Origin of the sequence: Streptomyces sp. SPB074 (assembly GCF_000154905.1) — a bacterium.
Taxonomy (GTDB): domain Bacteria; phylum Actinomycetota; class Actinomycetes; order Streptomycetales; family Streptomycetaceae; genus Streptomyces.
In genome coordinates, this window is sequence record NZ_GG770539.1 from 1,693,051 (window position 1) to 1,698,258 (window position 5,208).

Here is a 5,208-nt window from a genome sequence, read left to right on the forward strand (position 1 = left end):
TCCGGCGCCCGCCCCTCGGGACGCGCGTCTCGTGCGGCGGCTCGTGGCCGGCAGCGGGCTCAGGCGGTGAGCTTCGCGAGCGCCGCGTCGATGCGGGCGAGCGTCCTCTCGCGGCCCAGGATCTCCAGGGACTCGAAGAGCGGGAGGCCGACGGTGCGCCCGGTGACCGCGACACGGACCGGGGCCTGGGCCTTGCCGAGCTTGAGGCCGTGCTCGGTGCCGGCCTCCAGGACCGCCTCCTTGAGCGCCTCCGCCTTCCAGTCGGCGGCGGCGATCTTGGCGCGGGCGGTGGCCAGGAGGGCGTCCGAGCCCTCCTTCATCGCCTTGTTCCAGGACGCCTCGTCGGTCGCGGGCTCGTCGAGGAAGAGGAAGTCGACGTTGGCCGTGATCTCCGAGAGGACCGTGAGGCGGGTCTGCGCGAGCGGCGCGAGGGCCGCGAAGGCGGCCGGGTCGAACGCCTCCGGCGCCCAGGGCGCGAAGGGGGCCCGCAGCCAGGGCTCGCACCGCGCGGTGAAGTCCTCGACCGTGAGCATCCGGATGTGGTCGCCGTTGATCGACTCGGCCTTCTTGAGGTCGAAGCGCGCCGGGTTGGCGTTCACGTCGGTGATGTCGAACTTCGCGACCATCTGGTCGAGCGTGAAGATGTCCTCGTCCGCGGAGAAGGACCAGCCGAGCAGCGAGAGGTAGTTGAGCAGGCCCTCGGGGAGGAAGCCGCGCTCGCGGTACAGGTTGAGGCTCGCCTGCGGGTCGCGCTTGGAGAGCTTCTTGTTCCCCTCGCCCATGACGTACGGCAGGTGGCCGAAGGCCGGGATCTCCTTGGCGAGGTCCAGCTCGATGAGCGCCTCGTAGAGGGCGATCTGCCGGGGGGTGGAGGAGAGCAGGTCCTCGCCGCGCAGGACGTGGGTGATCTCCATGAGCGCGTCGTCCACGGGGTTGACGAGCGTGTAGAGGGGCGCGCCGTTGGCGCGGACGATGCCGTAGTCCGGGACGTTCTCGGGCGCGAAGGTCAGCTCGCCGCGCACGAGGTCGGTGAAGGTGATCGTCCGGTCCGGCATCCGGAAGCGGACGATCGGCTTGCGGCCCTCGGCCTCGTAGGCGGCGACCTGCTCCGCGGTCAGCTCGCGGCAGTGGCCGTCGTAGCCGGAGGGGCGCCCGGCCGCACGGGCGGCCTCGCGGCGCGCGTCCAGCTCCTCGGTGGAGCAGTAGCAGCGGTAGGCGTGCCCGGACTCCTCCAGGCGGCGCGCGACGTCGCGGTAGACGTCCATGCGCTGCGACTGGCGGTAGGGGGCGTGCGGGCCGCCGGTCTCGGGGCCCTCGTCCCAGTCGAGGCCGAGCCAGCGCAGGGAGTCCAGGAGCGCCCGGTAGGACTCCTCGGAGTCGCGGGCCGCGTCGGTGTCCTCGACGCGGAAGACCAGGGTGCCCCGGTGGTGCCGCGCGAAGGCCCAGTTGAACAGGGCGGTGCGGACGAGACCGACGTGGGGGTTGCCGGTCGGGGAGGGACAGAAACGTACGCGGACGGTGCCGTCGTTAGCCACGCTTGATCACCTTGTTGGTGAGAGTGCCGATGCCTTCGATGTGGACGGCGACCTCGTCGCCGACGCTGAGCGGGCCGACCCCGGCGGGGGTGCCCGTGAGGATGACGTCGCCCGGGAGCAGGGTCATGGCCTCGGTGACGTGGACGATCAGGTCCTCGACCGAGCGCAGCATGTCGCTCGTGCGCCCGAGCTGGCGTTGCTCGCCGTTGACGGTGCACTGGAGCGTGAGGTCGGCGGGGTCGAGGTCGGTCTCGATCCAGGGGCCGAGCGGGCAGGCGCCGTCGAAGCCCTTGGCGCGGGCCCACTGCTGCTCGCGGCGCTGCGCGTCGCGCGCGGTGACGTCGTTGGCACACGTGTAGCCGAGGATGACGTCCCTGGCGCGTGCGCGGGGCACCTCGCGGCACATGCGGCCGATCACGACGGCCAGCTCGGCCTCGTACGACAGCTCCTGGGTGAAGGAGGGGTACGGGATGGGGTCGCCGGGGCCGCTCACCGAGGTGGAGGGCTTGAGGAAGGTGAGCGGGTGCTCGGGGACCTCGTTGCCCATCTCCTTCGCGTGCTCCGCGTAGTTGCGGCCCACGGCCACGACCTTGCTGGGCAGCGTGGGCGGCAGGAGGCGGACCTTGTCCAGGGGGACCTTGGTGCCGGACAGTTCGAACTCGGCGAACGGGATGCCCTTGATGATGTCGAGGACGAGCCCGTCCGGGCCCTCGCCCTCGACGGCCCCGAAGGCCACATTGCCGTCGATGGAGAATCTGGCGATGCGCACGGCTGGCGGGTGCCCCTCTGTCGTCCTGGGTCGGGTGGTCCGGCTTCCCCGCTCACGGGTGTCACCGCCGGTAACGGGGGCAGTCGGGACAGGGAGAGCCGTTTGCCCAGGCTAGCGCGTACGGGCCCGCTGCCCTTCCACCACAACCGGCACGCGACCTCCCCATGTGAGTTTGCTCACGACTCGTGCGGGAAACCGGGGCAATTCGCCCCGCGCCCACGCACGGGCGAATCGGTCATCACGGGCCGGACCCCGCCATTCCGCCCACCGCCCGGCACACACGGACAGCCGGAGGGTGTGGGCGGCGAATGCGGGATCGGACCCGTATGCCCGTAATGTTCAAGATCGTTTCGCACTCCTGGTGATGCGCCCGGCACGCGCCGTCACAGGCTCCGGCGAGGGCTCTTCGGACCTTGTTGGAGATCCCCGGCTGTGCTGGAATTCCCGGGACCGCCGCGGGTTTCGGCCGGCACGCGAGGGCGCAACGCAGCGCCGAGCGGCGATCGAGGGGAGGCGTGCGGTCACTCCGACCACCCGGGGGTTCACGGACCTCCACGACTCGACACCGTCCCGAGCGCCACGGCGCGACGGGACGCCTGGTCCAGAGGTTGCGACGCTAGTGCAGGGACGTTTCAAGAGGGATGGCAGTGCTCCGGCCGAGCCGGAGCCGAACGGCGCGACCGACCGCGGCGCCGCCGCCCCGCACGCACCGCAGCAGGGGCCCGGCGGCACGGGCCACGAGGAGCGGACCCCCGAGGGCGGCGAGGGCGCGCGCGACAAGGGCGAGAAGCCCGGCAAGGACGAGAAGAAGCCCAAGGCGAAGGCGAAGTCCGGCCCGAGCGGGCCCGGCTCGCGAATAGCCCTGCGCAACTGGCGCATCTCGACCCGTCTGGTCTCGCTCCTGGTCCTCCCGGTGGCGGCGACGACCACCCTCGGTGGCATCCGCATCAGCGACTCCCTCGACGACATCCAGCAGCTCGACAACATGAAGCTGCTCACCGACATGACGAAGCAGGCCACCGAGCTGGCCGCCGCGCTCCAGGACGAGCGCGACCAGCTGGCCGGGCCGCTCTCGCACAAGGTCAAGGCGACCGACTACTCGGTCGCGAGCTGGCGGCAGAAGACGGACCGCCAGGTCGCCACGTTCCTCCAGAACACCAAGGACATCACCGGCAACAAAGAGCTGAACGGTGTCCGCAGCAACCTCGACGCGATCACCAAGCGCGTCGCCCAGCTCAAGGCGATCCGCCGCGACGCCTACGCCGACGACGCCTCGATCACGCAGACCGTCGACGCCTACAGCCAGCTCATCGACCAGCTCCTGAGCCTCTCCCAGGAGATGGCGCAGGCGACCTCGAACCCCGAGATGGTCCAGCGCACCCGCGCGCTCGCCGCGTTCTCCTCCGCCAAGGAGTACGCCTCCATCCAGCGCGCCGTGCTCGCCGCCGCCCTGCCGCCCAACAAGTCGCAGTTCGGCAAGCTCTCCGAGACCGACCGCCGATACGCCCTCAACGCGCTCAGCAACGAGGACGACGAGATCAACCAGTTCAAGGAGATCTACGGCGCCTACGCGGGCGACCCGGAGGACCTGCTCAAGCCGATCGACCCGGACGAGCAGCCCACCATCAAGGGCGCCCGCGACTACGCCCAGGGCTCGCTGAGCACCCAGGGCGGCATGGAGCTGCGCGCCAAGCGGTCCTACAAGGACTGGACGGACTCGGCGTCCGAAGAGATCAACCAGATGAAGACCATCGAGCTGACGCTGCTCGGCCAGATGGAACAGAAGGCCCGTGAGCTGCGGCAGAGCGCCGAGCGCGACGCCATCATCAACGGTGCGCTGATCATCCTCGTCCTCGGTGTCTCGCTCGTCGGCGCCTTCGTCGTCTCGCGCTCCATGATCCGCTCGCTGCGCCGGCTCCAGGACACCGCGACGAAGGTCGCCCAGGAACGCCTGCCCGAACTCGTCGGCCAGCTCTCCGAGTCGGACCCGCAGGACGTGGACCTCTCGGTGGAGTCCGTTGGCGTCCACTCGCGCGACGAGATCGGCCGCGTGGCCACGGCCTTCGACGACGTGCACCGCGAGGCCGTCCGCCTCGCCGCCGAACAGGCCATGCTGCGCGGCAACGTCAACGCGATGTTCACCAACCTCTCGCGCCGCAGCCAGGGCCTCATCCAGCGTCAGCTCTCGCTCATCTCCGAACTGGAGTCCCGCGAGGCCGACCCGGACCAGCTCTCCTCACTCTTCAAGCTCGACCACCTCGCGACCCGTATGCGCCGCAACGGCGAGAACCTCCTCGTCCTCGCGGGCGAGGAGCCGGGCCGCCGCTGGACGCGCCCGGTCCCCCTCGTCGACGTGCTGCGCGCCGCGGCCTCCGAGGTGGAGCAGTACGAGCGCATCGAACTCTCCGCCGTGCCCTCGACCGAGGTCGCCGGACGCGTCGTCAACGACCTCGTCCACCTCCTCGCCGAGCTGCTGGAGAACGCGACGTCGTTCTCCTCGCCGCAGACCAAGGTCAAGGTGACCGGGCACGCGCTGCCCGACGGGCGCGTGCTGGTCGAGATCCACGACACCGGCATCGGGCTCTCGCCCGAGGACCTGGCCGCGATCAACGAGCGCCTCGCGGCGCCGCCCACCGTGGACGTCTCCGTCTCGCGCCGCATGGGCCTCTTCGTGGTAGGCCGCCTCTCGCAGCGCCACGGCATCCGCATCCAGCTCCGCCCCTCCGACTCCGGCGGCACGACGGCACTCGTCATGCTGCCCGTGGACGTCGCGCAGGGCGGGCGCAAGGCCCCCGGCGCACCTGCGGGCCAGGGCGGTCCCGCCGCCGCGCAGGCCGCGGCCGGCGCCGCCGCCGCGCGCCGCGCCCCGGCGGGCGCGCTCGGCGGCGGCCAGGGCGCCCCCGC

3 protein-coding genes are annotated in these 5,208 nt (G+C 71.3%); 1 reads left to right on the plus strand and 2 read right to left on the minus strand.

The window, feature by feature from the left end:
• Positions 1-59: 59 nt before the first annotated feature.
• Both gltX and SSBG_RS06740 read right to left on the minus strand, forming a co-directional pair.
• Positions 60-1,535 carry a glutamate--tRNA ligase gene (gene gltX / locus SSBG_RS06735; RefSeq protein WP_008745452.1) on the minus strand — a complete coding sequence of 492 codons (1,476 nt, stop codon included), beginning with the start codon at positions 1,533-1,535 and terminating at the stop codon, positions 60-62.
• Positions 1,528-2,304: a fumarylacetoacetate hydrolase family protein gene (locus SSBG_RS06740; protein ID WP_008745453.1), complete on the minus strand. Its 777-nt coding sequence runs from the start codon at positions 2,302-2,304 to the stop codon at positions 1,528-1,530. Before SSBG_RS06740 ends, gltX begins: the two co-directional genes overlap by 8 nt.
• A 619-nt stretch (positions 2,305-2,923) precedes the next feature.
• On the opposite strand from SSBG_RS06740, the gene SSBG_RS06745 reads away from it, so the two are divergent.
• The coding region (locus SSBG_RS06745; RefSeq protein WP_199781346.1) for a nitrate- and nitrite sensing domain-containing protein at positions 2,924-5,208 on the plus strand (2,285 nt) is incomplete at its 3' end.